This is a genomic window from Cytobacillus sp. (genome assembly GCF_032154635.1).
Classification (GTDB): domain Bacteria; phylum Bacillota; class Bacilli; order Bacillales; family Cytobacillaceae; genus Cytobacillus.
Window position 1 is genome coordinate 54,199 of the sequence record NZ_JALDXW010000020.1, and the last position, 23,618, is coordinate 77,816.

General features: G+C 35.5%; 27 protein-coding genes and 2 other annotated features. Of the genes, 21 read left to right on the forward strand and 6 right to left on the reverse strand.

Annotated elements, in window-relative coordinates; genetic code table 11:
* Nucleotides 1–10 precede the first annotated feature (10 nt).
* The 3 genes from RUH74_RS14795 to RUH74_RS14805 all read left to right on the forward strand — a co-directional run bounded on the left by RUH74_RS14795 (nucleotide 11) and on the right by RUH74_RS14805 (nucleotide 3,109).
* Nucleotides 11–1,117 carry a DUF5667 domain-containing protein gene (locus RUH74_RS14795; protein ID WP_313801276.1) on the forward strand — a complete coding sequence of 369 codons (1,107 nt, stop codon included), beginning with the start codon at nucleotides 11–13 and terminating at the stop codon, nucleotides 1,115–1,117.
* A gap of 133 nt (nucleotides 1,118–1,250) precedes the next feature.
* Nucleotides 1,251–2,003 carry an RNA polymerase sigma factor SigI gene (gene sigI / locus RUH74_RS14800; RefSeq protein ID WP_313801278.1) on the forward strand — a complete coding sequence of 251 codons (753 nt, stop codon included), beginning with the start codon at nucleotides 1,251–1,253 and terminating at the stop codon, nucleotides 2,001–2,003.
* Nucleotides 2,000–3,109 (forward strand): anti-sigma factor domain-containing protein, encoded by a 1,110-nt coding sequence (locus RUH74_RS14805; RefSeq protein WP_313801280.1) that lies wholly within the window; start codon nucleotides 2,000–2,002, stop codon nucleotides 3,107–3,109. The genes sigI and RUH74_RS14805 overlap by 4 nt, the downstream gene beginning before the upstream one ends.
* A 33-nt stretch (nucleotides 3,110–3,142) precedes the next feature.
* On the opposite strand, the gene RUH74_RS14810 is transcribed toward RUH74_RS14805, so the two are convergent.
* Complete coding sequence (locus RUH74_RS14810; RefSeq protein WP_053475352.1) at nucleotides 3,143–3,349, reverse strand: alpha/beta-type small acid-soluble spore protein; 207 nt, start codon at nucleotides 3,347–3,349, stop codon at nucleotides 3,143–3,145.
* A gap of 266 nt (nucleotides 3,350–3,615) precedes the next feature.
* Here RUH74_RS14810 and RUH74_RS14815 point away from each other — a divergent pair, with 266 nt between their 5' ends.
* From RUH74_RS14815 to RUH74_RS14840, 6 genes are all read left to right on the forward strand, one after another.
* Nucleotides 3,616–3,762: a cytochrome c oxidase subunit 2A gene (locus RUH74_RS14815; protein WP_313801283.1), complete on the forward strand. Its 147-nt coding sequence runs from the start codon at nucleotides 3,616–3,618 to the stop codon at nucleotides 3,760–3,762.
* A gap of 11 nt (nucleotides 3,763–3,773) precedes the next feature.
* Nucleotides 3,774–4,235, forward strand: a complete 462-nt coding sequence (locus RUH74_RS14820; RefSeq protein ID WP_313801285.1) for a cytochrome c oxidase subunit II — start codon at nucleotides 3,774–3,776, stop codon at nucleotides 4,233–4,235.
* A gap of 15 nt (nucleotides 4,236–4,250) precedes the next feature.
* A complete protein-coding gene (locus RUH74_RS14825; protein WP_313801287.1) occupies nucleotides 4,251–5,948 on the forward strand; it encodes a cbb3-type cytochrome c oxidase subunit I in 1,698 nt (565 codons plus the stop codon).
* Nucleotides 5,949–6,378: 430 nt separating this feature from the next.
* The gene (locus RUH74_RS14830) at nucleotides 6,379–7,011 is read left to right on the forward strand and encodes an SCO family protein (protein ID WP_313801289.1); all 633 of its coding nucleotides are present in this window, start codon (nucleotides 6,379–6,381) and stop codon (nucleotides 7,009–7,011) included.
* Nucleotides 7,012–7,013: 2 nt separating this feature from the next.
* The gene (locus RUH74_RS14835; RefSeq protein WP_313801290.1) at nucleotides 7,014–7,571 is read left to right on the forward strand and encodes a hypothetical protein; all 558 of its coding nucleotides are present in this window, start codon (nucleotides 7,014–7,016) and stop codon (nucleotides 7,569–7,571) included.
* 147 nt (nucleotides 7,572–7,718) lie between these two features.
* Nucleotides 7,719–9,083 (forward strand): TrkH family potassium uptake protein, encoded by a 1,365-nt coding sequence (locus tag RUH74_RS14840; protein ID WP_313801339.1) that lies wholly within the window; start codon nucleotides 7,719–7,721, stop codon nucleotides 9,081–9,083.
* A gap of 208 nt (nucleotides 9,084–9,291) precedes the next feature.
* Here RUH74_RS14840 and RUH74_RS14845 read toward each other — a convergent pair whose 3' ends face one another.
* Nucleotides 9,292–9,642, reverse strand: coding sequence for a DUF3905 domain-containing protein (locus RUH74_RS14845; protein WP_313801291.1), 351 nt, complete (start codon nucleotides 9,640–9,642; stop codon nucleotides 9,292–9,294).
* Between the two features lie 140 nt (nucleotides 9,643–9,782).
* On the opposite strand from RUH74_RS14845, the gene RUH74_RS14850 reads away from it, so the two are divergent.
* Both RUH74_RS14850 and RUH74_RS14855 read left to right on the forward strand, forming a co-directional pair.
* Nucleotides 9,783–9,944, forward strand: a complete 162-nt coding sequence (locus RUH74_RS14850) for a hypothetical protein (protein ID WP_313801292.1) — start codon at nucleotides 9,783–9,785, stop codon at nucleotides 9,942–9,944.
* A complete protein-coding gene (locus tag RUH74_RS14855; protein ID WP_313801293.1) occupies nucleotides 9,944–10,084 on the forward strand; it encodes a hypothetical protein in 141 nt (46 codons plus the stop codon). Before RUH74_RS14850 ends, RUH74_RS14855 begins: the two co-directional genes overlap by 1 nt.
* Before the next feature lie 31 nt (nucleotides 10,085–10,115).
* Here RUH74_RS14855 and RUH74_RS14860 read toward each other — a convergent pair whose 3' ends face one another.
* Nucleotides 10,116–11,873: a B12-binding domain-containing radical SAM protein gene (locus tag RUH74_RS14860; protein ID WP_313801295.1), complete on the reverse strand. Its 1,758-nt coding sequence runs from the start codon at nucleotides 11,871–11,873 to the stop codon at nucleotides 10,116–10,118.
* A 309-nt stretch (nucleotides 11,874–12,182) separates the two neighbouring features.
* Between RUH74_RS14860 and RUH74_RS14865 the strand changes: the two genes are divergently transcribed.
* On the forward strand, nucleotides 12,183–13,007 hold the full coding sequence (locus tag RUH74_RS14865; RefSeq protein WP_313801297.1) for an N-acetylmuramoyl-L-alanine amidase: 825 nt from the start codon (nucleotides 12,183–12,185) through the stop codon (nucleotides 13,005–13,007).
* 167 nt (nucleotides 13,008–13,174) lie between these two features.
* On the opposite strand, the gene RUH74_RS14870 is transcribed toward RUH74_RS14865, so the two are convergent.
* Nucleotides 13,175–13,339 (reverse strand): hypothetical protein, encoded by a 165-nt coding sequence (locus tag RUH74_RS14870; protein ID WP_313801299.1) that lies wholly within the window; start codon nucleotides 13,337–13,339, stop codon nucleotides 13,175–13,177.
* Nucleotides 13,340–13,479: 140 nt separating this feature from the next.
* Here RUH74_RS14870 and RUH74_RS14875 point away from each other — a divergent pair, with 140 nt between their 5' ends.
* The 5 genes from RUH74_RS14875 to tyrS all read left to right on the forward strand — a co-directional run bounded on the left by RUH74_RS14875 (nucleotide 13,480) and on the right by tyrS (nucleotide 18,945).
* Complete coding sequence (locus RUH74_RS14875; protein WP_313801301.1) at nucleotides 13,480–13,887, forward strand: YunG family protein; 408 nt, start codon at nucleotides 13,480–13,482, stop codon at nucleotides 13,885–13,887.
* 407 nt (nucleotides 13,888–14,294) lie between these two features.
* Nucleotides 14,295–14,654, forward strand: coding sequence for a VOC family protein (locus tag RUH74_RS14880; protein WP_313801303.1), 360 nt, complete (start codon nucleotides 14,295–14,297; stop codon nucleotides 14,652–14,654).
* Between the two features lie 84 nt (nucleotides 14,655–14,738).
* Nucleotides 14,739–15,005: a binding site (T-box leader), on the forward strand.
* A 90-nt stretch (nucleotides 15,006–15,095) separates the two neighbouring features.
* Nucleotides 15,096–16,553 (forward strand): lysine--tRNA ligase, encoded by a 1,458-nt coding sequence (lysS, locus tag RUH74_RS14885; RefSeq protein WP_313801305.1) that lies wholly within the window; start codon nucleotides 15,096–15,098, stop codon nucleotides 16,551–16,553.
* A 346-nt stretch (nucleotides 16,554–16,899) separates the two neighbouring features.
* The gene (locus tag RUH74_RS14890; RefSeq protein ID WP_313801341.1) at nucleotides 16,900–17,412 is read left to right on the forward strand and encodes a MarR family transcriptional regulator; all 513 of its coding nucleotides are present in this window, start codon (nucleotides 16,900–16,902) and stop codon (nucleotides 17,410–17,412) included.
* Nucleotides 17,413–17,427: 15 nt separating this feature from the next.
* Nucleotides 17,428–17,648 (forward strand) — a binding site (T-box leader).
* Between the two features lie 43 nt (nucleotides 17,649–17,691).
* On the forward strand, nucleotides 17,692–18,945 hold the full coding sequence (gene tyrS / locus RUH74_RS14895) for a tyrosine--tRNA ligase (RefSeq protein ID WP_313801307.1): 1,254 nt from the start codon (nucleotides 17,692–17,694) through the stop codon (nucleotides 18,943–18,945).
* Nucleotides 18,946–19,046: 101 nt separating this feature from the next.
* Here tyrS and RUH74_RS14900 read toward each other — a convergent pair whose 3' ends face one another.
* On the reverse strand, nucleotides 19,047–19,583 hold the full coding sequence (locus tag RUH74_RS14900) for a hypothetical protein (protein ID WP_313801309.1): 537 nt from the start codon (nucleotides 19,581–19,583) through the stop codon (nucleotides 19,047–19,049).
* 166 nt (nucleotides 19,584–19,749) lie between these two features.
* Between RUH74_RS14900 and RUH74_RS14905 the strand changes: the two genes are divergently transcribed.
* Entirely contained in the window at nucleotides 19,750–20,310 is a 561-nt protein-coding gene (locus tag RUH74_RS14905) for a CBO0543 family protein (protein ID WP_313801311.1), read from the forward strand.
* 31 nt (nucleotides 20,311–20,341) lie between these two features.
* On the opposite strand, the gene RUH74_RS14910 is transcribed toward RUH74_RS14905, so the two are convergent.
* A complete protein-coding gene (locus RUH74_RS14910; RefSeq protein WP_313801313.1) occupies nucleotides 20,342–20,530 on the reverse strand; it encodes a DUF4177 domain-containing protein in 189 nt (62 codons plus the stop codon).
* A 174-nt stretch (nucleotides 20,531–20,704) separates the two neighbouring features.
* On the opposite strand from RUH74_RS14910, the gene RUH74_RS14915 reads away from it, so the two are divergent.
* The 3 genes from RUH74_RS14915 (at nucleotide 20,705) to RUH74_RS14925 (ending at nucleotide 23,570) form a co-directional block, all read left to right on the forward strand.
* Nucleotides 20,705–22,261, forward strand: a complete 1,557-nt coding sequence (locus RUH74_RS14915; protein ID WP_396230049.1) for a glycoside hydrolase family 10-like protein — start codon at nucleotides 20,705–20,707, stop codon at nucleotides 22,259–22,261.
* A gap of 130 nt (nucleotides 22,262–22,391) precedes the next feature.
* The gene (locus RUH74_RS14920; protein ID WP_313801315.1) at nucleotides 22,392–22,967 is read left to right on the forward strand and encodes a nucleotidyltransferase family protein; all 576 of its coding nucleotides are present in this window, start codon (nucleotides 22,392–22,394) and stop codon (nucleotides 22,965–22,967) included.
* Nucleotides 22,968–23,093: 126 nt separating this feature from the next.
* Nucleotides 23,094–23,570 carry a GyrI-like domain-containing protein gene (locus RUH74_RS14925; protein ID WP_313801317.1) on the forward strand — a complete coding sequence of 159 codons (477 nt, stop codon included), beginning with the start codon at nucleotides 23,094–23,096 and terminating at the stop codon, nucleotides 23,568–23,570.
* Nucleotides 23,571–23,618 lie beyond the last annotated feature (48 nt).

Below are 23,618 nucleotides of genomic sequence, written 5' to 3' on the forward strand. Positions count from 1 at the left end.
GGTGAAAGAGTTGAAGTTTTTATCAAACAAAGAATTACAAAAATTAGGAAGAACAACTTTAGCATGGGTGCTAGCAGGGACATTTACATTTTCAACTACATTGGCCTCTGCCGCTGAAAACACAAATGAAACAGATCAATATGAAACAGTTGACCTACCAGATAATCTGGATGTACCTAAAGTAAATCCTGAACAAGCTAAGGGGGAGAAAGTCGAAAATGAAGCTCCCTCTTTATTACCGGGAAGCTTTTTCTACTTTGCCAAAATTGCCTTAGAAAAAATAAAACTTGCATTCACATTTAATGAAGAAAAAGAAGCGAAGCTATTGGCTGCTTTTGCAGCAGAGCGTTTAGCCGAGGCGGAGGCACTTTTCAAAGAGGGCAAGGAAGATGAAGCTCTTGAGGCGATCAAGCATGCATTTGAAAGCTTAGAAAATGTAGAATCTATCATCGGAGAAGAAGGGTCTGTCGATAATGCTGCTGAAGCAGAGGAAAAGACAGAAAGGGATGATTCTAAAGCAGATGAATCAGAAACAGATGTTAAATCAGAGGAAGTAGACGTTGAAGAAGATGCGGATGTAGATAAGTTATTATCGCAAAATATTATTGCATTAACCGCTGCCATGGAGAAAGTGAAAAATCCAAAAGCGAAAGCTGCTTTACAAAAAAATATTGAAAAAAGCTATGCCAAGATCGCTTTGAAAATAGAAAAAATGGAAAAAAAAGATCTAAATAAAGATCTAATTAAAGATCATGAGGCGATAGAAGAGAGCACTACAAGTACAGCATTACCAGTAGATAAAAACTTGACTGTAAATATGCCAGCAGAAAAAAATGCTAAAGTAAAAGAAGAAGTAACAAAAGTGGAACTGGAAGATGATGCCCTTCCAGTAAAACAAAAAATACAAGAAAAAGCTGTACAAAGGCAAGAAAAGAAAGCAACTCATGAAGAGGCAAAAATTCAAAAAGCTTTGATTAAAGAAGAAAGCAAAAATACTCGAAAAATTGAAAAGCAAGAGATAAAAGAGAATAAAAAGGCATTAAAGGAAGAAAAAAAATTAGAAAAAGATAAAGGGAAACAAAAGGAAAAAGAACAAGAAAAAAAAGGAAACCATTAATTAATTTGTTAACTTTAATAGGTAAGGAAGAGCAGTCCAAATGTGGACTACTTTTCCTTTTCATTCTAGCGTACCCTTATAAACTCTAACGGGACATCGTATGATATAATGTCTTGAATGAAGAGGTGAGGCTATGCTAAGTATGCTATTCATGGCAAAAAAACGAAAAAGAACGCTGGAAGAAGCGATTCATTTAATACAGCAAGGTGATGCGGCCTTACAGAATGAAATCATAGATTCCTATAAGCCATTTATCGCTAAAACAGTTTCCTCTGTGTGTAAGAGATATATTCATGAATCGGATGATGAATTTAGCATTGGTCTCATTGCTTTTAATGAAGCGATTCAAAAGTATAGTTCTGATAAAGGAAGCTCATTAATCAGTTTTGCGGAAGTTCTAATAAAAAGACGAGTGATTGATTATATTCGGCAACAGGCAAAATATCAAAATTTAAGTGTTGATTTCAACTATGGCTTTATCGAAGATGAAGAGCAGCAGGCAGGTATGATCGTAGAAAATGAACGGTCGATAGATGAATTTAGAAAAAAGACCGATGAACAACTTAGAAGGGACGAAATTGTTCAATTTACATCTTTACTCCATGAGTTTGAGCTTAGCTTTCAGGCATTGCTTGAGCAATCTCCAAAACATGCAGATGCAAGGAAGAACGCCATGATTGTGGCAAAGAAGCTTACGGAAAATGAAGAGCTTAAACGAATACTACTAGACAAGAAAAGACTCCCTATCAAACAACTTGAAAAGGAGGTATCGATTAGTCGGAAAACGATCGAAAGAAACCGTAAATACATTATAGCGATCGCTCTTATACTAATTGGTGATTATGTTTATTTAAAGGATTATATTAAAGGGGTGTTAGAAACGTGAAAACAGGAATCATAATGGAAATGAACGAGCGTTTTTTAACACTGTTAACCCCCGAAGGTGAGTTTCTTCGTGCACATAACCATCATAATCATTATCAGCTTGGACAAGAAATAGAGTTTTTCCCGGTTGAAATAGATGAAACGAAGAAGTCAGTCCTTCCTCCCTTTTTTCAAAGCTTTAAAGGGAAAGCTATTTTTTCTGTCGCACTTATCCTAATGTTAACCTTTGCTAGTCTTATTCCATTGATAGGATCGAATGACGTATACGCCTATATGTCCATTGATGTAAATCCGAGTATTGAACTAGGGATAAATGAACAATTTGAAGTGATCGAATTTGTGGCGTATAACAATGAAGGAAAAAAATTAATCGAACAAATCAAACACTGGAAAAAGAAAAATATCCATGTATTAACAAGTGAAATTCTTCATGAGATGAAAGTACAGGGATATATTAAACAGAATCGAGAAATAGTGATAGCTACCGTTTATACAGAAGAACAACAAGAGAAGAAAAAGCGTTGGGAAACAGAAATGAATGAAATTAAAAATGCTATTAGTAGAGAAAATTTAGAGCTGAAGGTTGTCGAAGGGTCAAGAGAAGACAGAAAACAGGCGATTGAAGAGGGATTAACAACAGGTCAATATAAAATAAAACAGTATATTACGAAACCTGAATCTACCCAACAAACAGAAAAAAAGCCAATAGAGAATACTTCCCAAAATTTAGAAAAGCCGACTGAAAAGAAGAATGTAACTCAAAATCAATCAAAGAAACCGCAAGAACAACAGGTGGAGCAAAAGACAGAAGTGCAATCGCCAGGAAAGTATCATGAAAATAAAAATAGCAATAACAGAGGCAATAGCAATAGAAACAATAAAGAGTTTAATAACGGGACAAAAAACCCTCCAGGCCATGAAAAGAAAGTGGAGAAAACGCAACAACAGCCTATTAAGGACAGGGATAACAAAGATAAGCCTAATCCCCCTGGTCAGAATAATAAACAGGAAAAAGGGCAAGATCATAGGAATAATAATAGTGATCGAAAATCACAAAATAATGATAAAGAGAAAAAAGACCAACATAAAAATTATAAAGATGACTAAAAAAAGTCCGGTGAATAACCGGACTTTTTCTATTTAGATTTGTGGATTATTATTTCCTGCCATTTGAGCTTGAGCTTGTTTAACTAATCTCTTCGTAATTTCGCCCCCAACTGAACCATTCGCTCTCGATACAGTGTCAGATCCTAAGTGTACCCCAAATTCTTGAGCAATTTCATACTTTACTTGATCTAAGTATTGTTCAATTCCAGGAACTAATAGTTTATTGCTGCTTCTTGCCATTACTTTCAACCCCTTTGCTGTCGGTTACAGAGTATTAATTTTCCCTGTATTTGTATTATGGATAAATAGTAACTAATTATTGATGGAAATATTTACGGAATGGTCTTTCTTTTAGTAAAAAAAGTCAACAGAAATTTTTGTGAAATTATTTCACGTATATGAACAAAATTTCAAAATCACATTTGCTATGTGATATTATGCACTATTCGTCACAATCCCTTCACCTATAATGAGAACAGATATCACACAAGGAGGGGATTAATTCAATGGAAACAAAAAATAAGTCAAAAACAGAAATGGTTTCTAGTCAAGAGGAAACGCATAAAGGGACCATCGTTTCTGTCACTGTGGTTGGATTAGTAATTCTTGTTACGTATTTAGTACTATACGGTCTATATATGGCTAGAATTTAGGGGGGAAAAACATGCATCGTTCTGAAAAGGTATGGTTAACGTTAAGCTTCGGTATGATCATGGCATTTATGATCTTTGCAGGGTATCAAGCATTTGCTTTAGAAATGGGGCCACCAAGTCATGGTGAAAGAATAGATCCACAAAAGGTTGACCAAACTGAACCTTTTGATCAGCCGGGAATTAAACAAATTGGCGAAAACGAGTACGAAGTAGTAATGACCTTACAAATATTCAGCTTTACTCCTAGTGATATTGAAATTCCAGCAGGATCAACTGTACATTTTACCTTAACTTCTAAAGATGTGGTACATGGTTTTCAAGTGGCTAATACGAATATAAATGCAATGGTTATGCCAGGATATGTACAAAAAATTACACAAAAGTTTGATAAAGCTGGCGAATATTTAGTGCTTTGTAATGAATATTGTGGTGCAGGTCACCAATTAATGGGCACCACTATTACTGTTAAATAAAGGAGGGAAGCTGCCGTGGAAACTGTCATCTCACAAAAAGCAAATGCGAGCGTATTCAAAGAAAAAGCAAATAAAATTCTTGGAGTTAACATTCAAGATGCTAAATTATCGAAATCATATTTATCAGTTGCATTTATTGCTCTATTAATCGGCGGAACTTTAGGTTTACTACAAGGATTAAACCGTGCAGGTCTATTAGAATTGCCATCATGGCTTACTTATTATCAAGTGTTAACTGCACACGGATTATTACTGGTTGTTGTATTTTCAGCTACCTTTACCATTGGATATTTCTATGCTGGAATGTCACACACTTTAGGCGGATTGCTTCCGAAAGTTAGAACAATGGCGTGGATAGGCTTTTGGTTGAAAATATTAGGGGTTATATTAGTTGTTATCCCGATATTAATGAATGAAGCTTCTGTAATGTACACATTCTACCCGCCAATGGCTGCTCACCCAATGTTTTACTTTGGTCTAGTATTTGTCGTACTAGGTGTTTGGATGTGCTGTTTTGGAGGATTTATTCAAGTAGCTAATTGGAGGAAAAATCATAAAGGACAGCATCTTCCAATTTTTTCATTCTTTGCGACAGGTGTATTTATACTCTTAGTAGGTGCAACAGCATTTGTAGCAGTAGAAGTTATTTTCATGATCATCCCTTGGTCTCTTGGCTGGGTTGATACAATTAACGTAATGGTTGCTCGTACACTGTTCTGGGCATTTGGTCATACAGCAGTTAATATTTGGTATTTAACAGCAGTTTCTGCCTGGTATGTAATTGTACCAAAAGTGATTGGCGGAAGACGCTGGAGTGATTTGCTTACTCGAGTTGTCATTATTGCGCTAGTTATTATGAATATTACTGGTGGATTCCACCATCAAATCGTTGACCCTGGTATTTCAGAATCAGTTAAATACATGCACGTATTCATGAGTTTAGCTATAGGATTCCCATCTTTAATGACTGCTTACGCCATGTTTGCTGTATTTGAAAAAACTGCAAGAAAGCAAGGCGGAAAAGGTTTAATCGGCTGGTACAAGAAAATGCCATGGGGCGATGTTCGTTTCCTTGCACCATTTATCGCAATGCTTGCTTTTATCCCAGCAGGTGCCGGCGGTATTGCTCAAACTACGAACCAATTAGACCAAGTTGTTCATAACTCACTGTGGATCGTTGGACACTTCCACTTAACATTAGGTATGTCAGTAGCAATGACATTCTTCGGTGTTAGTTATTGGCTCGTTCCTTATTTATCAAAGCGTATATTAACGAAAGGAATGAATCAGTTTGGTGTCGTAACAACGGTTATCTGGACAATCGGTATGGTGACAATGTCTGGTGCCATGCATACGGTTGGATTATTTGGATCGCCACGCAGAACGTCTTATTCAACATATTTTGATAATGCAACAGCTTTAAGCTGGGACCCATATTTAATTTTTCTAGCAATTGGCGGTACATTATTAATGGTTGCCGCAATCATGCAAGTGTATGCGGTGTTTAACTTAATGTTCTTTGCTCCAAAAGGGGAGACAGAATTCCCTATTGCTGAAGTAGAAGAAGGAGAAGCGAAAACTCCATATTGGACTGAACGTTGGGGTGTTTGGGTAATTCTTATGATCATTGTTGTTGCAATGGCATATGTCATTCCATTAACAGACTTTATCGTCAACGCACCACCAGGATCCCCACCATTTAAAACTTGGTAATTAGAAAAGCGGAAGCGCCTTGCTCAGGGGCGACAAGCATAAGCCGATCTATGAAAGAAGGCGTCCTTTGCCTTCATTCATAGAGTGGCTTATGACCTCGAGCCCCTAGGCGCTGGAGCTAGACAAAAAGAAAAGCGGAAGCGCCTTGCTCAGGGGCGACAAGCATAAGCCGATCTATGAAAGAAGGCGTCCTTTGCCTTCATTCATAGAGTGGCTTATGACCTCGAGCCCCTAGGCGCTGGAGCTAGACAAAAAGAAAAGCGGAAGCGCCTTGCTCAGGGGCGACAAGCATAAGCCGATCTATGAGCACAGGAGACGGACAATTGATAAATAAAGAGATAGCTCGATGTTTTGGGCTATCTCTTTATGCTCAATTAGAGGAATATGTTGTTAAAACAGCCTAATAATTAAGATTAGGGAAGTGATTTCCATGATCAAAAATCGGAATAACGCAATTGCATCTATCCTCGTTATATTATTTGGGATCGTATTATTTTATATAGGGACGGACGGGTTCCAAGCATTTACTGCCGAGACAGCTAGAGTCAATCAGTTAAAAGATGATAAGCCAGAATTTCCAAATGTAACACTTGAGGATAGCAAGGGAAGGAAATATTCAATTTCTGAGTTTAAAGGCAAATATGTATTTATTACATTTCTATATACATCCTGTGCAACGGTTTGTCCACAGTTAGAAATGAATATGTCAAAGGTTTATGATTTATTGCCACCTAAGTATATTGGAGAGGATATCGTATTCTTGAGTATTAGCTTTGATCCTACACGAGATGATCCAGAAACATTAAATAAATATAAAGATGCCTTTAATAGTGATGGGGAAACATGGAGAATGGCCAGAATTCCAAATCAATCTGAATTAGATTCGCTGCTAAAAACATTCGGTGTAATTGTTATACCTGATGGAAATGGGAATTTCTCGCATAATTCGGCATTTTATTTAGTAAATAAAAAAGGCAACCTTATAGATGTAATGGATTATCAAGAAATTGATGATGCTGTCAAGAAGGTTACAAATATACTTGCAAACGGAACGGAGGAATAAAAATGAATCAGAAGACATTTGGCTTAGGATTATTTATTTTCCTAATTATTCCTCCTGTTGCAAATTTAATGGAATCAGTTATGATCATTCATATGCATATGCAGATGCCTATTTTAGTTATTACAGGCTTCCTAATGGCTCCTTTTTTTCAAAGGAAATTTCCTCGTTTTTTTGAAAAATGGAATCATAATGGCGTACCGGGAATCCTCTTATTTATTATTATTTTAGGATACTGGATGCTGCCGCGTACGATGGATGAAGCATTAGAATTATGGATGGTTGAGCTATTTAAATTTGTAAGCTTACCTTTTTTAGCTGGAGTTCCATTGAGAGATAGCTGGAGGAAGCTTGGGCAAGCTGGAAAGAATGCAGTAATTTTTTTCCTCTCATTTGCTTTTATCATGATGGGCTGGTTATATATTAATGCAACCATGCAATTATGTAATAATTATTTATTAATTGAGCAAATTACGCTTGGATGGGGATTTCTAACCATGGGTATTGCTTTTGTTCTATATTTAGGGTATCGTTTTTTCTTTAACCATTCAGCATACGAATAATTATTTACGATAGTCTTTAAATAAGAAGGCTATCTTTTTTCATTTTTTAATTGGAATACAAAAGATTTTTAGGGTTTTTACTTTCAAATCCGGCATTTATTCTTTATGATAGGGGGTATGGAAAATAGTGAAGGGAAATTGCTGTTTATGTGGAAAAAGATTCGAGATTTTTTGGATAAACTGACACCGGCTCAAGTCATTACCGGCTATTATTTACTAGCTGTTACGGTTTCGGTATTGTTATTACGGTTACCTGGCGTTCACAAACCTGGAGTGAAAGTTGATTTTATAGATACTGTTTTCACAGCAGTTAGTGCTGTAAGTGTAACGGGGCTTTCTGTTGTAAATATATCGGAAACATATAGCGTTTTTGGCTATTTTGTTATTATGGCCATTCTGCAATTTGGCGGGGTAGGAATTATGGCCATTGGTACATTTTTTTGGATGATTCTTGGTCGGAAAATAGGGTTACGAAGTCGTAAACTAATAATGGTAGACCATAATCAATTTGCGCTATCAGGACTTGTTCATTTAATAAGAGAAATTATTAAAATTATCCTCTTAATAGAATTAATTGGGGCGCTTATTTTAGGCTTTCACTTTATGAAATACTATCCTTCCTGGGAAGAAGCAATGCTCCATGGACTTTTTGCTTCAATAAGTGCGACAACAAATGGAGGAATGGATATTACGGGATATTCGCTTGTACCTTACGCAGGAGATTATTTCGTACAGTTAATTAATATTCTGTTAATCACCCTCGGTGCAATCGGTTTTCCGGTTTTAATTGAAGTGAAGCAATATTTGTTTAGAAAAAGGGAGGAACAAGAAATCCCTTTTCGTTTTACTTTGTTTACAAAGCTTACAACGTTAACTTTTGCTGTACTATTAGTTTTTGGAACGCTTATCATTTTGATTTTTGAATTTCAGCACTATTTTAAGGATGTCACCTGGCATAAAGGGTTTTTCTATGCATTTTTTCAATCGGCGACAACTAGAAGCGGTGGACTTTCTACAATGGATGTTAGTGAATTTTCAATGCCAACCTTATTAGTTATGAGTATTCTAATGTTCATTGGTGCATCTCCAAGCTCGGTCGGTGGTGGAATCCGGACAACAACTTTTGCATTAAATATATTATTTGTTTATCATTTTGCAAAAGGCAAGCTGGATGTAAAAATCTTTAATCGCGAACTCCATCAAAATGACATTATGAAATCATTGGTTATTACCATTCTAGCCACAATCATGTGCTTTACATCTGTAGTGCTAATAAGTATTACAGATAGTCAGCATGAATTAATCGAAATTATTTTTGAAGTATGTTCTGCTTTTGGTACGACAGGATTGTCAATGGGGATCACTGCAGAAATGAGTGACGTTGGAAAATGCGTATTAATGATTCTAATGTTTATCGGAAGAATTGGCTTAACGTCCTTTTTATTTATTATTGGTGGGAAGGAAAAGAAGGCAAATTATCATTATCCAAAGGAAAGGGTTATTATTGGATAAATAATAGAAACCAAAACCGATGCACAAATTTAGTGCGTCGGTTTTTGATTTATTAAAAGAAATATTTCATAAAAACGAAAATAGTCTAGTTTTAGCGCCTATACCCATCTGGACACAAGTCGAGTCTCACGCACAAGGGGAAAGAAATCTTACCAAGAAGCCTCGTTTTGTGCTTGCAGGGGAACTGGAGGCGCTTTTCGCATTACTTTTAATCTGTTCCTCGGCTTACATCTATAGTGGGATGCATAAAAGGGTACGCTTGAGGCTTTCTTTTACTTTCTAACAACTCTTTATTTTCGGTGGTGTTCCAGCCAATATCATTCGTAGGATGTACCCATTCATCCCCAGCCATAATGGATGGATCAATTTCGTCACTCCAATTTTCTAAAGGGGAATGTTCTGATGCATAATAGCTATCCCCAATTATTACACCGTGTGAATTTTTAAAAGGAGCCTCCATCTGTATACCCGTCCCTTTAAAGCTTGGTGCTTCAATCTGATGTGGAAGTGTTTCATCTATTCCGATTTTTTTCAATGGCTGTTCCTCATTGTTTTTCATAATTAGTCATCATTCCTTTTTCAATAGTTTTTGTTGTAAGACTCATTTTATTAAAGAAAAAATAGGAAGCATCCTTCCTGAATGAAAAGAAGTTGGAGGAGAAAAATAGAAAGGAATTCATGATAGAGGAGGCATAAATCTTGGCAAAGAGAAAAGCACAATTCGATGCTGTTGAAAAATATAGCAAAACACCCAAAAAAAATTTAGCAGAGGCAGAGTTTTCCTCTGAATTTAGTCAAGGTGAAAACCCGATGAAAGGTGCAAACCGAAACTCTAAGCAAGGAAGAAAGGGCAGAGCATAGTGAGTGAAAAAAATCAGAAGAAAAAAACAGATGCTGCTAATGTGGAATTCGGCCATGAATTTGGAGACATGAATGCAAATAAACTGTATGAGATTCCCTTTATGAATGAAGAAAAAAAGAAGAAAAAGAAGAAGAAATAATTAAAACCGGCTGAAATAGCCGGTTTTTGTTCTAAAGTTTCCTTTCTGCTGTGGAAAAAATCATCGTCTTTTCAGTGCTTGAATCGAAGTAGGTTAGAATCGTTGACCCTTTCTTTTCGATCTTGCCATCAGAAAAATATTTATCCAAATCAAAAGTAAGCTTTTCGATAAGTGTATGTTTAAATAGCTCTTTTTCAGTAAGACCTAGTCTAACGAAGTCTGGACCAAATTGGTTGGGCTGTTGCATAATACTTTGATAGATGACAGATCTTTCCGGTTTATCGTAGCTTGTACTTGGTCCCCACCACGGTTTTCGGGGTTTATACTTTTGCCTTGATAAGTAATCATATTTCATTAATCCTTCAATCACATCAAGGTCTTCAATACTCTTCGTCTTAAGAAACTCATATAGACGTTTGAATAAATCCTCCAGCTGGTGCCCAATTCTAGACCAGCCCTTTTGTTCCCAAAAGCTTCCGAAGTCTTGAAAGAAATCAAATGGAGACGGGAAGGTATGTGTGACAAGAAATTCAACGGTAAAGTCCATTCTGTGGTCATTCCAATATTTTTCAAGAACATCTTCAACCTGCTTAATACGAATAATATCATCAAATGAAAGGACATTATTTCCAAGCATTTCATATGGTGAATGATCCATGTAGATATATTTGTGATCTTCGGCTCTTAACCTGAGACCTGTCCCTCTTAATAACTTCAGAAAGCCTAGCTGTAATTCTTCAGGTCTCATTGCAAATACATCATTGAACGTTTTTCTAAAAGAATGATAATCCTCTTCAGGGAGACCAGCAATTAAATCAAGATGCTGATCAATTTTTCCGCCTTCCTTTACCATAGTAACCGTACGTGAGAGCTTCTCAAAGTTCTGTTTCCTCATGACTAGCTCATTTGTGTAATCGTTGGTTGATTGTACACCAATTTCGAAGCGGAATAATCCTGGAGGCGCTTCCTGATTAAGAAATTCGATTACCTCTGGACGCATAATATCAGCAGTGATTTCAAATTGAAACACGGTCCCAGGTAAATGCTCGTCAATAAGGAAACGGAACATTTCCATTGCATAGCTGCGGCTAATATTAAATGTACGATCAACAAATTTGATCGTTTTTGCACCATTTTTCATTAAATAGCGAATATCTTCCTTAACCTTCTCTCTATCGAAATAACGAACCCCTACTTCTATAGATGAAAGGCAGAACTGGCAGCTAAATGGGCAGCCGCGGCTTGTTTCGATATAAGTAACCCTTTTTCCCAAATGAGCAATATCCTCCTCAAATCTGAACGGTGAAGGGAGCTCACGAAGATCAAGCTTATTTCGCTGCGGGTTTACTTTTGTTTGACCTCCTTTTCGGAAGGCAATGCCATGGACATTTTCCATTTGCTGATCCCCATTTAGTTCAGTGAGCAATTGTTTAAATGTTTCTTCTCCTTCACCAATGGCAATAAAGTCAAATTCTTTTACGTTCTCCATCCACTCAAGAACATCATAAGACACCTCTGGTCCGCCTACTACTATCTGAATAGATGGATCTATTTTTTTAATCATCTTTACGACTTTTATCGTCTCTTCGATATTCCAAATATAACAGCTAAAGCCAATAATTGTAGGCTTCTTCCTTATTAGGTCAGTTACGATATTCATAATCGGATCTTTGATCGTATATTCCGCAAGTTCAATGTTAAATTCAGGCTCAGCGAATGCCTTTAAATATCGGATCGCAATATTTGTATGGATGTATTTTGCATTCAGTGTAGAACAAATAATCTTCATAATAGAAACTCCTTTAAAGAGTATTAAAACATCAACTTGTTATTATAACCCATTTTCGTCCAATATTCTAGAAGAAAATCAAGCAATGATGAAATTTCTGAGGAAAAGTTGATTGGTAAAATTAAATTGTAGAACGTAAGGAATGTCGTGAGAATATGTTAATAAAGAGTGTAATAAAACGAAAGTGAATTTCATCCATGTTCGGCTAAAAAATGTACTTAATAAAGCCAACTAACTGATTGAAATAGGTTAGAATTAAATAACTACCGAGCATACGTTTTCTTTCATATTGGAAAAGGAGGGCTTCAAATGGTGAAATTCTTTATTGATCCGGGACATGGTGGAACTGACCCGGGGGCAGTTGGGAACGGACTTCAAGAAAAGAATTTGACACTGCAAATCTCAAAAAACATTAGAGATATCCTTAGTGAATATGAAAATGTTCAAGTGAAATTAAGTCGCGAAGAGGATGAAACTCTTTCACTATCCCAGAGAACGAATGCAGCTAATACATGGAAAGCAGATTATCTATTGTCAGTTCATATCAATTCAGGCGGTGGTACGGGATTCGAGGATTATATTTATCCAACAGCAAGTGCAGCAGCAGTTAAGTATCAAAATATGATTCATGCAGAAATAAAAAGAGAGGTTGATTTTCAAGATCGAGGAAAGAAAAAAGCAAATTTCCATATGATAAGGGAAAGCAATATGCCTTCAATTTTAACAGAAAATGGATTTATTGATCATCCGTCTGATGCAGGGAAATTAAAGCAGCAATCCTATATTGAAAGGATTGCTCATGGACATGTAAATGGTTTGGTACGTGCCTTCAATTTAAAGGAAAAAGCACCAAAACCGCCAATGTGGGATGGATTAGAATTAAAGCGAGAACAAATTGGGCGCATAAGAATTTTAAAACGAATCAACTTATGGAAACGCGACTTGAATGATCAGCTTGTTTTTGTTAGGATTCTACAGCCTGGAGAAGTTTACAGGGTATATGGATATGATGATCTTTATTTTGGGCAATACGATGTAGGGGATAATCATTGGGTTACAAAAATTGACGGCTATATCAAATATGAAACACCGTCAAAGGCTTTATTAAAGAAGGCAAATGAGTATTATAAATAAGAAAATGTCCCCCTCAAATACGAGAGGGACATTTTTTTACCTATTTGTTTGATGTTCTAATGTCAAAATCCATTTTCAAGAGTATTAAAATGGCTCTTAGTTTTCTATAAGCATAATATACAAATCAAACATCTATCCCAAAGTTTATCATAAATGTATTAATAGCTTCAGTTGTTATACTTTTGAATTCGATAAATAATATACGTCGTTTGAATAAGCATAGATACAGCAAACAAAGGGACCGAAATCCATAAAATCCGTCTATGCCAATCCAAGTTCCGTTTCATAACGAGACTTGAAGCAATGAGGTTAAGTAAAAATTGTTTTAGCATATATTGACTCCCTTAATGAAAGTATGTAATTGTTATTTTACATAAATCTAGAAAATTCATTCATTGCTTGTCTTCAATTTGAATGTAAAGTTAAAAACAAATTTGATTTATTAAATAGTAATATGGAAGAAGGGGTAAGTATGTCTGTTAAAAAAATAGATTATGAAACTATATTGCAATTCTTATTCCAATCTTGGTCGATACAATCAAGTTCAAAGTGGTCCGAGGATAATCCTGCAAAAGGACAATGTGGTGTAACAGCATTAGTGATAAATGACATTTTTGGCGGAGAAATATTGAAAACTATGCTGCCTGATGGATGGCACTTCTACAATACAATAGACGGCAAGCGTTATGATTTAACCAAATCACAATTTTGTGAAGGAATAAATTATCAGGATATTCTTTCCAATAGGGAAGAGGCTTTTTCGGATACGAATCAAAATCAATACAATTATTTAAAACAAAGTGTAGAAAGATTGCTCCCAGATAGTGAGAAGTCTAATCTTTCTAAGCATGGTAATGTGAACTTTTTTATAAGTAAATAATTCTAGAATATGTAATCTTCAAAATAAAAAGAGGGTATCCCCTCTATTCACTATCGATAGGTTGAAGTACATATGCTCCCTTGTCACAACAGGTGGGGCAAACTGGCTCATTGTTTATATAGGTCATTTTCTCAAAACTAGCGAGTTCTCCACATGTTTTACAGACGATGAATTCACTCAAAAACAATCACCCTTTCAATCATTTAATATTAAGTGTATTTGAACAAAAGCCATTTTATGAAAGCAGTTTTTTTAATTATAATTGAAAAATCTAACGACTAGGAAAAAATTAAACGACAAAATCCAATTTATTTTAAACAATGAAAAGCAGATTATTAACTAAGAAGGAAAATGAAGAATCATGTTAAATTAATTAGATATATAAATAATTAGAAGGAGAGAAAGGGATGTCGTCTATATTTAAAAGAATTGATACTGTTTTTTTACAAGTTAAGGACTTTGAAGGCTCAATCAAATGGTATTGTGATGTATTAGGGTTTACACTTCGTTGGAAAGATGAGAAAAGCGGCTATGCCGCTCTTGATATTGGAGAAACTCCATTAACCTTAGTTCGAGCAACGAAAGAACCTATTAAAAGTGCAAGTATATCATTTAATTTCTTTACCCCGGATATAGAAAAGGCACATCAGCTTCTGATTCAAAACGATGTAAATGTTGGATCAATTAATGAAGACGGACAAGTGAAATGGTTTAAATTTCAAGATTTAGAGGGAAATGAGTTAGAAGTTTGTCATTTTATTGAATAAGAAGGGCAGAGAATACTTTTAATTCGAAAATCGATGTTGACTTAATTGATTTTTTCCAATAAAATGATTTTTAAATTTAATGGAATAATAGCGTTGAAGAGAAAAGTAGTTTTGATTATTTATTTTCAGAGAGCTCCTGTTGGTGAGAAGGAGTAATAAAAATCTTAATGAACAAAGACTCGGAGCTTCGCACGGATCTAAGCGTGAATTCTTAGTGATGCTGCGACGGGATCTCCCGTTAAAGAGATAGGGTATAATCAATGAAAGAAATTGCCGTACCCGAAGAGGTTGATATGGCAACATATCAATAAACTGAGGTGGTACCACGAAGTTATAACTCTCGTCCTCAAGACTATATGTCTTGGGGGTGGGAGTTTTTTTGTTTATAGAATTTATTCGCGCAGTAAGTAAAGAAATCAATTAGAAACGGGAGTGAAGAATATGGGAAATGATCAAATCATTCGAAGAAGGGAAAAATTAGATGCTATGAAATCAATCGGGCTGATCGTTTATCCTGAAGGTTTCTCGGTGAATTGTGATCTTAACGAAGCGGGACTTCTTAAGGATGGAACGGTTGGTGTACGAGTTTCTGGAAGAATAATGTCTATTAGAAACTTTAGTAAATTATGTTTTATAACCATTTCAAACATCGAAGGTAGCCTGCAGCTTCTTTTAAAAAAGGATGAGGTTGGCGAATTGCTTTACAATCAATTTTGTGATTTTTTCGACATAGGCGATTTTATTGGCGTGGAAGGACAGATGTATACAACTAAAACTGGTGAGAAGACTCTTCGTATAATAAGCTACGTCTTTCTTGGAAAGGCATTACGGCCATTACCTGAGAAATGGCACGGGCTAAGTGATATTGAAAGTAGATACTGTCAGCGTTATTTAGACTTAATTATGACAAAAGAAACGCAGAATCGATTAGCAACAAGATCCAAATTAGTTCGTTCAATCCGCCGTTTTTTCGAAGATCATCAATTCATAGAAGTAGAAACCCCGGTTTTACAGCAAACTTCGTCAGGCGCAATGGCAAAACCTTTTAAGACATATCATAACTCTTTAGGTACAGAATTTAATTTGCGAATTGCTCCAGAAACATATTTGAAGAGATTAATCATAGGTGGTTTTACGAAAATATTTGAATTTGCAAAGTGTTTTAGGAATGAAGGCATCAGTCCTCAGCATCTTCAAGAATTCACCATGGTTGAAGGGTATGCTGCGTACTGGAGCTATAAGGACACAATGAAATTGATGCGTGACATGATGCTGTACGTCCTTGAAGAAGTATTTCACACCACAGAAATTGACATACAAGGCCAAACGATTGATTTTTCATTAGAGTGGGAAATTGTTTCATTTAGGGATTTAATTTTTAAGAAGACAGGAATCGATATTGATCTCTTTCCCGAAGTAAATGACCTTTTGCAAGAAACTAAGAAGAAAAAGATTGAATTAGAGCACAGGAGTATTGAATCTTTAGGAAGAGGGAATTTTATCGATCTTCTTTATAAGAAAGTGTGCAGACCATACATGATAAAACCTACTTTTTTAGTTCAGCATCCTATTGATTTATCTCCATTGGCTAGAGCGAACGATCAAAACACAGCAATGACTGATCGTTTTCAACTAGTTATTAACGGTTCAGAAATAATAAATGCTTATTCAGAGCTAGTTGACCCGCTGGAGCAAAGACAAAGATTAGAGAAACAGGCATTGTTAAAAAATAATGGTGATGTGGAGGCAATGGAGATGGATGAAGACTATTTAACAGCAATGGAATATGGAATGCCGCTAATATCAGGTTGGGGATTTGGAATTGAACGTCTGCTAATGGTCCTGACGGATAGTGAAAACATTAAGGATTGTGTGTTCTTTCCATTAACAAAAAAATGATAAGCAAAATTGGACGTGAACAGATATTTCCAAAAAGGGAGGCATGATCTAGAGCTGATAGATTAATATTAGCTCTTATCCTTGTGAATAAGTGCGGCTATCGTGTACGTAGTTAACAAACTATTATAGTTAATGGAGGTACATATGAAAAAATGGACAACTTAATACGAAATAATCTAATAAAAACACAACTTTTTACTGCACATGCTTATTATATGGCTAAAGTTTATCTGTTAGAGAAACCATTGAAAATTTAAACTTAATAAAACAGTATTGCATTTAAAACATTCTTCTGTTAATATCGTTTCATAGCTAACGATTTTGAAAATTAACGAGGTGAGTGATCATACATTCATTTAATGAAGATGGAGAATTGCTTCCCGAAGAGGTAGATACAATCAATCTCTTAACTAAAATTCCAATTGAATCGTTAAACTTAGATGCTATTGCGGTAGTAACTAATCTTTATCGAATTGCACAAGGATTAAGAACTAAGATGGAACGTGAAGTGTTATCTGCTTATGGGTTATCGTGGACCTCATTTTCCATTCTATATGATTTGTGGATATGGAATTCGATAGAAACAAAAAAATTAGCTAAATCAGCTGGTATCACAAAAGCAACAGCAAGTAATATAACTGATACGCTGGAGCGAAAAGAATTTTGTTATCGAAAGGTTGATAATAGGGATCGGAGAATTACCTTTGTAACAATAACGGATAAAGGGAAGCGAGTTATGGAAAAGTTATATCCTCAATTTCATGAAAATGAAGTGAGTATTGTCTCCAGTTTAAGTGTGGATGAACAAAAGGCGATGTCAAAATTACTCCGAAGAGTAATTAGAGAGAATAATTTTTGATATAAATTGAATATGTGAAAAGCGATGAAAGGACATCTAGTAGCAATTATCTCCCTGTAAACAGAGAGTCAATGGCTGGTGTGAATTGACACATAGATAACGCGAATTACATTCCTTGAGCTTTCTTTGCGAAAAAAAGACAGCAAAGAACGGAGAAACCGTTAATCGTAGAGAGGAAGGATTATATCCTTCAATAAGGGTGGTACCGCGTGCAAAAGTTAAACCACGTCCCTTTTAGGGGATGTGGTTTTTTTATATTATTTTTTAGGAGGAATCAAGATGAGTAATTTTATGAAACAATTGACTGAGAAACAACGAGCGGAGGTAAAGAGGCAAATGGCTATTTACAGCCAAGGTGTGCAAGAAATTATTCCAACAGAAGAATTAGAAATTAAAATAGCTAAATCAATAATTGAGAATCGTCCATTAAAAATAAAACTAGGATTAGATCCATCTGCTCCAGATGTACATCTTGGTCATACGGTCGTTTTAAATAAGCTTAGGCAATTTCAAGAAAATGGGCATACCATCCAACTAATTATTGGAGACTTTACAGGGAAAATTGGTGATCCGACTGGAAAATCAATAGCTAGAAAACAGCTTACCGATGACGATGTTAAGCATAATGCAAAAACGTACTTTGAACAATTTGGAAAAATCATGGATATGTCGAAAGTAGAGCTGCATTATAACTCTCAATGGTTGTCTAAATTGAATTTTGAGGAAGTTATCCAATTAGCAGGTAAAATAACAGTAGCTAGATTATTGGAAAGAGATGACTTTGAAGATCGAATAGCTTTTGGCAAACCTATTTCTCTGCATGAATTCTTTTATCCTTTAATGCAGGGATATGATTCAGTCAAATTAGAATGTGATATTGAACTGGGTGGAACAGACCAGCATTTCAACATTCTGATGGGAAGACATTTTCAAGAAAAGTTTGGAAAAGATAAGCAGGTTGCGTTATTAATGCCATTATTGGAGGGGCTGGACGGTGTAGAAAAGATGTCTAAATCAAAGAATAACTACATCGGTATTGATGAAAGTCCACAAGAAATGTACGGAAAAGCGATGTCAATCCCTGATGAGTTAATGGATAAATATTTTGAACTGGTTACAGATCTAACGCCTATTCAAATTCAGAAAATCAAAGAAGATATTGAATCAGGAATACTGCACCCAAGAGATGCAAAAATGCTGCTCGGAAAGACGATTGTAAGAATGTATCACGGATTAAAAGCAGCGGAACAAGCAGAACAGCATTTTATTCAAGTTTTTCAGCAAGGTAGTCTGCCTGAAGAGATTCCAGTGATCGAATGGAGAGGTATTAATCATATTTCAGTCATCGACTTTCTTGTGCATTTGAAATTGTTTCAATCTAAAAGTGAAGCCCGTAGAATGATTGAAAACAGAGGCGTAAAGATTAATGGAGAAAAGGTAGAGGATATTCAATTACAAATTTCGGTGACTAATGGATTAATTGTACAGATCGGGAAGCGGAAATTTGTGAAAGTACAATACAATAAAAAGTAAAAGTGCAATTAATCGTTTGTTTATATAAAATACAGAAAAAAATCAATCATATGAAAAACAGCACCTTATTACAAGGTGCTGAGCGCTGCATTGCTAAAAAGCTATTCCTCTATTATTGAAACAAATTCATGTAAGTTTTTAGCAATGCAGGTATTAATTTTTTTAATACTAAGAGGGGATGTCTGTTCAAATAAGCTATACAGAGTTGTGATGGATGCAAGAAGTACTTTGTTTTGGTCTAAATCTTCCCGTTTAATTGAAAAGGTTTCTAATGTTTCGGGGTAGTGATGTCGTTTAAGTTCTAATTCTATTTTTTCAAGGAGTGAATGCATCGTATCGTCCTTAAAATACTTAAAACCAGCTTTGATGGCTGACCAACTATTAGGTTGAGCCCTTAAATAAGCACTCCACCAATAAAATTCGATAAGTGATTTACTTACATGATTGTAATAAACATAAAACATAAATAATGCTCTTTGACCTTCTGATAGTTCCTTATAAAATTGTTCTTTAATCTGATTGAAATCAGTTTGTTCTGCAACTTTCTTTTTATAAAGCTTAATAAGTGGTTCAAAGCATTTTTCGCCTAGATCAGCACCCGCAAAATCAACCTCTTGTTTTTTAATTGTTATTTGCAAATATAATCACTCTCCTCCCTGTAGTATACAGCATTTAGAAATGGGAAATGAATAAGTAGCGGATTGAAGAAACGATTGTCATTTAACACGCAAGAACAAGAATAAAAAAAACATCAAGTCAAATATTAAGGGGTAAGTATTAAGGAATAAAAAGGGTGTGTGGAGAATGACATTTCAAGAGGGATTAAACCAAGTTGAAAAAGCAAATAAAATAATTGTCCATGCAAATGAATTAATTGTTGATGCAACGATTAATGCTTTCCTATTCTCTTGGAGCTGGTGGGTAGCGTTATCGATGTTAATTGTACCATGGGTTCTATGGGCAATATTCAGAAATAGGGAAAGCTCTGCCCGACTTCTATTTGTTGGATTTATAATAATGATTTTATCGACAAACTTAGATGGAATAGGAGTAGATTATGGCAAATGGACGTATCCAGTTAAAGTAATCCCGTTACCTACAATAAGCTATTCCTTTAGATATTCAGTAATCCCGGTAACGATAATGTTTTTACTTCAATATAAACCACACGTGAATCCATTTATTAAGGCACTCTTGTTTGGAGCATTCGGTGCTTTTGTAGGTATGCCAATTATGTCCATGTTGGACTTATATAAAAAGGTCGACTGGGCCTATACCTATTCTTTTTTGATTCTTACTGTTTTGTATTTAATTGCCGACTGGTTTAGCAGAAGGAAAAGCTTCGAAATGATTGGCCGCAAATAAAAAATATAGCAGGCTCAAAGCCCGCTATTACTTATGCTAGTTTCCTTTCGAATATTAATTCCATGGTAATTGCTTGTCCCCCTGAGGCAAAAGGCGGGGTCAGGATTTGGTGAAGCCTCCACCCTTTGCGTGCATGATCATGAATAATTTCATGGTAATCTTCTTTCGGATTTTCACTAAACGTTCCAACAGCAATATCAACAAACCTGTATTCATACATAAACAACACTCCTATTTCTAATTTCTTGTATTACGTAAAAAAGAGACAAAAGGTTTCACAACCATCGATTCAAGTGATCACCACAATTCTTTTTTATATAATATTTGACTATTCTTCCAATCCTTGTGAAAATTAGAGAGGCATAGGGTTGCTACTATACGGGGAGGATGAAGGATGAAGATAGTAAAAAAGACACTAATGGTTTCGCTAATTCTTGTTTTAATGGGGACAACGATACTACAATTTCCTAGAGGTGGACAGGCAGAAACATTAACTACATACAAAAATAGAGAACTTCGAGCTGTTTGGATTGCTTCCGTAACGAATATTGATTGGCCATCCAAAAAGGGGCTTTCTATAACAAAACAAAAACAAGAGTTTACAAAACTATTAGATGACGCCGAAAAAATGGGGATGAATGCAGTTATTGTTCAAGTGAAACCAACAGCTGATGCATTTTATCCTTCAAAATTTGGTCCGTGGTCTGAATATTTAACAGGGACACAAGGGAAAAATCCAGGTTATGATCCCCTTGCCTTTATGATTGATGAGGCACATAAGCGCAATCTGGAATTTCATGCTTGGTTCAACCCATACAGAATTTCCATGAATCACACAAATATCAAACGTTTATCTGCTGATCACCCAGCTAGAAAACATCAAAATTGGGTTGAATCATATGGAGGCAAGCTCTATTATAACCCCGGACTACCTGAAGTTAAGAAATTTATTATTGATGGAGTTCTTGAGGTTGTCAAGAACTATGATATTGATGGTGTTCATATGGATGACTACTTTTATCCTTATAAGGTAAAAGGAAAAGAATTTCCTGATACAGCTGAGTTTAAAAAATATGGCAAAGGCAAGTTTAAAACAGTAGCGGATTGGCGCAGGGATAATGTGAATCAGTTAGTTCGAGACTTAAATAAGGCAATTAAAAAAGAAAAACCTTATGTGAAATTTGGAATAAGCCCATTCGGAGTATGGCGAAACATTGCCAAAGATCCAACAGGTTCAAAAACTACCGCAGGGCTGAGCAATTATGATGATTTATATGCTGATACAAGAGAGTGGATACGCAAAGGGTATATTGATTATATTACTCCGCAAATCTATTGGAATATTGGTTTTAAGCCTGCCGCATATGATATATTACTAGATTGGTGGATGAAGGAGACGAGCGGAAAACCAGTTCATCTATATATTGGACAAGCAGCTTATAAAATTAAAAATGATTCAAGCTCAGCATGGAAAAAGGCTGAGGAATACCCTAAACAAATACAGCTAAATCGACAATTTGATGCAGTTATGGGCAGCATGCATTTTAGTCTGAAGGATTTAAATCGAAATCCACTTGGTATCAAAGATCGCTTAACAAATGATCTTTATAAGCAGCCAGCATTAATCCCAACAATGCCTTGGCTTGATCATGTATCACTGCAGCAGCCAAATCTTTTACATGCTGCACGTACAATAAATGGCATTGAGCTAACCATTGAGGACAATCCTTTAAATAAGGATACAGCATACTATGCGATTTATCGATTAGAGGAAGAAAGTATTGAAGGCTCAGCTAATTTAATAAAAACACTTCGAAAAAATGGAGAACAACAAATGTTTCTTGATAAAACAGCAGAAGCTAATAAAAAATATACATATGTTATTACATCTCTTGACCGCCTCCATAACGAAAGTGACACAAGTAGTGCAGTCATTGTGGAAGTAAAATAATATCAGAACCTTCTTGACCGTATTGGTTAAAGAAGGTTTTTTTGACTAATTTATTTATTGATAAGATTATAGATTTATATTGTCCAATAAGAACTGTTTGAAATTTGTGAATGATGAAGGAGGGATTTCCGTGAACAAAAAAGAGGAGGACCTAATGAATATTATAAGGAGCAGTTACCAAGTGATGAGGGTAATCGAGACACTTAAGGATTCAAAATTACCTTATAATTATTACATCGGTGCTGGGTGTATTACAAACACGATTTGGAATTATTTATCTGGATATCCTCTCACCTATGGAATTTCAGATGTGGATGTAGTGTATTTTGATAAGGAAGATTTAAGCAAAGCAAGTGAACAAAAACTTACTGAATACTTGGTAGATAAAATAGGAGATTGTCCCTTTCATTTAGATGTGAAAAATCAGGCACGGGTTCATCTGTGGTATGAGAAAAAGTTTGGTTTTTCAATTCAACCGTATGTATCACTCGAAGACGCGATAAATAGTTGGCCGACTACAGCTACTTCATTAGGGATTAGAAAAGAGCCAAATGATTCATTCAATATTTATGCACCATTCGATCTGGATGACTTGTTCTCTATGATAGTTAGACCTAATAAGTGCATGATCACACGCGAAATCTATGATAATAAAGCGATTAAATGGCATAAGAAGTGGCCAGAATTGACCGTTATCCCATGGTGAAATTCTATTAAAGTGAGGTGGCGGGGTCAATTTTTTTAGCAAGTGGAACCAAACTTTTATAAAAAGAAGGTATTCAAGTTTCATCTGTAGAAAATGTAAAATATCGGAAGTGAAGGAGGAATGAAAATGTCGGAAATAACCATGCAAAATATGACTATTAAAGAGCTTGATGAATTAAAGCTAGTAGGGTTTCGCGTTTTGTGTGCTGGTGACCAGTATGTAATTGAAATACCTAAAGCATCAATACGTGTAAGCAAACGGATGAGTGAAATTAAACATGTAGTAAATCCATTACAGCAACTCGGTGCCTTTTTTGTAGAAAATGAAACGGCTGAAGAAGATGGGTACTGGGTTGGTGTTGAAGTAAAAGCGTTTGAGGATATTCCAGCTGATATGGTCACAATAACAGTCCCACCGCAAAGATATGCCGTTGCGAGACATTCGGGTCCTAATTATAAAATTATGGATACATATGATCTTTTACATAAATGGATTGAAAAGAACAACTATACAAGATTAAAACATACATGGCATATAGAAAGGTTTTATAATTGGAAGGAAACAGAAAAAGTAGATGTAGAGCTTTTTGACACGATCAAGTAAATCTCTTGATGTGTTTCAACAAAAATTAGAAACGCTTTTCTATAGAAA

Coding starts and splice junctions, on each gene's coding strand:
- sigI (WP_313801278.1), top strand. CDS start 1,251: ATGCTAAGTATGCTATTCATGGCAAAAAAACGAAAAAGAACGCTGGAA.
- RUH74_RS14810 (WP_053475352.1), bottom strand. CDS start 3,349: ATGGCAAGAAGCAGCAATAAACTATTAGTTCCTGGAATTGAACAATAC.
- RUH74_RS14815 (WP_313801283.1), top strand. CDS start 3,616: ATGGAAACAAAAAATAAGTCAAAAACAGAAATGGTTTCTAGTCAAGAG.
- RUH74_RS14820 (WP_313801285.1), top strand. CDS start 3,774: ATGCATCGTTCTGAAAAGGTATGGTTAACGTTAAGCTTCGGTATGATC.
- RUH74_RS14830 (WP_313801289.1), top strand. CDS start 6,379: ATGATCAAAAATCGGAATAACGCAATTGCATCTATCCTCGTTATATTA.
- RUH74_RS14835 (WP_313801290.1), top strand. CDS start 7,014: ATGAATCAGAAGACATTTGGCTTAGGATTATTTATTTTCCTAATTATT.
- RUH74_RS14840 (WP_313801339.1), top strand. CDS start 7,719: ATGTGGAAAAAGATTCGAGATTTTTTGGATAAACTGACACCGGCTCAA.
- RUH74_RS14845 (WP_313801291.1), bottom strand. CDS start 9,642: ATGAAAAACAATGAGGAACAGCCATTGAAAAAAATCGGAATAGATGAA.
- RUH74_RS14860 (WP_313801295.1), bottom strand. CDS start 11,873: ATGAAGATTATTTGTTCTACACTGAATGCAAAATACATCCATACAAAT.
- RUH74_RS14865 (WP_313801297.1), top strand. CDS start 12,183: ATGGTGAAATTCTTTATTGATCCGGGACATGGTGGAACTGACCCGGGG.
- RUH74_RS14870 (WP_313801299.1), bottom strand. CDS start 13,339: ATGCTAAAACAATTTTTACTTAACCTCATTGCTTCAAGTCTCGTTATG.
- RUH74_RS14875 (WP_313801301.1), top strand. CDS start 13,480: ATGTCTGTTAAAAAAATAGATTATGAAACTATATTGCAATTCTTATTC.
- RUH74_RS14880 (WP_313801303.1), top strand. CDS start 14,295: ATGTCGTCTATATTTAAAAGAATTGATACTGTTTTTTTACAAGTTAAG.
- lysS (WP_313801305.1), top strand. CDS start 15,096: ATGGGAAATGATCAAATCATTCGAAGAAGGGAAAAATTAGATGCTATG.
- tyrS (WP_313801307.1), top strand. CDS start 17,692: ATGAGTAATTTTATGAAACAATTGACTGAGAAACAACGAGCGGAGGTA.
- RUH74_RS14905 (WP_313801311.1), top strand. CDS start 19,750: ATGACATTTCAAGAGGGATTAAACCAAGTTGAAAAAGCAAATAAAATA.
- RUH74_RS14910 (WP_313801313.1), bottom strand. CDS start 20,530: ATGTATGAATACAGGTTTGTTGATATTGCTGTTGGAACGTTTAGTGAA.
- RUH74_RS14915 (WP_396230049.1), top strand. CDS start 20,705: ATGAAGATAGTAAAAAAGACACTAATGGTTTCGCTAATTCTTGTTTTA.
- RUH74_RS14925 (WP_313801317.1), top strand. CDS start 23,094: ATGTCGGAAATAACCATGCAAAATATGACTATTAAAGAGCTTGATGAA.